Origin of the sequence: Herbaspirillum chlorophenolicum, from assembly GCF_001189955.1 — a bacterium.
Lineage (GTDB): Bacteria > Pseudomonadota > Gammaproteobacteria > Burkholderiales > Burkholderiaceae_D > Herbaspirillum > Herbaspirillum chlorophenolicum.
This window is the reverse complement of the sequence record NZ_LFLT01000142.1, coordinates 1-1,448: the sequence shown is the minus strand read 5'-3', so window position 1 is coordinate 1,448 and position 1,448 is coordinate 1. Positions and strand designations below refer to the sequence as shown.

Annotated in this window: 1 protein-coding gene; it reads left to right on the top strand. The window is 47.2% G+C overall.

What is annotated here, in order from left to right; all coding sequences use genetic code 11:
• Positions 1–31: 31 nt before the first annotated feature.
• Positions 32–1,448 (top strand): Z1 domain-containing protein (locus tag AKL28_RS23575; RefSeq protein WP_231602682.1); only part of this gene is annotated, 1,417 nt, incomplete at its 3' end.

Genomic DNA, 1,448 nt, shown 5'->3' with positions numbered 1-1,448 from the left:
CAAGTACGCAATGGATTATGTTGGTATCGCAATGAATATCATCAACGGAAGACCGTTGACCGAGACTCTTCTGGAAGAAGTGCTGGCTATGCTGCCCAAGCTGGATCCCGAAATCGGAGAAACAGAGCTCAAACGCGTCCGTAGCAAACTGGAATCCACTATCGGCATTCAAGTTTCAGTTGGCGGGGTCGTTCGCGAAGATGCCCATGAGCCTTGGCTCTTTGATGAAAAAGGAAAAATCGACTGGCAATACTGGGACAGCTACAAGCAACTTCTGGTATCTCAAGGCTGGAGTCCCACTGTCGTACGCGTCTTGGACGAAGATACCGACAACATCATTACCGAATGCGGAAACCCGCGTCTCGAGGAAGGATGGAGCATTCGCGGGCTTGTCATGGGCGACGTGCAATCCGGCAAGACCGCCAGTTATAGCGGTGTTATCGCAAAAGCTGCTGACGCTGGCTACAAAGTCATTGTGCTACTTACAGGCATGATCGAGGACTTGCGCAAGCAAAGCCAAGAACGCCTAGACTTCGGTTTTGTTGGGCGCGATAGTAGAGACGTTCTCGGAAAAAACACAAATAGACAAGCAATCGGCGCGGGAGCATTTCGCAGCAAATCGGCAAACGTCTTGACATCAGTCGATTCAGACTTCCTAACTGCAAATGCACAAGTTCTGGGTGGGATTCCGCTTAAAAACATTAATGAGCCGATTCTATTTGTCATTAAGAAGAACATTTCCCCACTCAAGAACCTGAACGACTGGCTGACTTCTCAAATGAAGATATCGGGCCTGTCTCAGCATCATGTCCCGTTACTAGTGATCGATGATGAAGCGGACAATGCTTCCGTCAACGTGAAAAAGGACAACGAAGATCCGGCAAAAATCAATGCAGGCATTCGCGATCTACTAAAAAAATTCTCTCATTCCTCTTACGTTGCCTATACGGCGACACCGTTTGCAAATATCTTCATTAATCCTGACCGCGAAGATGATCTATTCCCGTCTAATTTCATTTACAGCCTGAATACGCCATCCAACTATATTGGTGCAAGCAGCATATTCCTGGACGATGGAAAACATCACGGACAACTTCACGATATTGATGATGCCGAAGAAATTATCCCGCACGCACACAAGAAGGATCTGGTGCTCGATGACATTCCGGAATCTCTGAAAGAAGCCGTTCGAGTCTTTTTGATTAGTTGTGCCATTCGAGATATTCGCCAAGAGGAATTACGTCACCGCTCGATGCTGGTGAATGTCAGTAGATTCACCGATGTCCAGAGGCGAGTCTCAGAGAAGGTCGGAAACTTCCTCTGGACTTTGCAAGAAGAAATCCGTCAGTATCTTTCCAGTATCTCTTGGAAAAAACATCCCCAGCTGGTCCTTTTGCAAACTGTATTTTTAGATGAGTATTCGGAGTCCGGTGTTACCTGGGAACAAA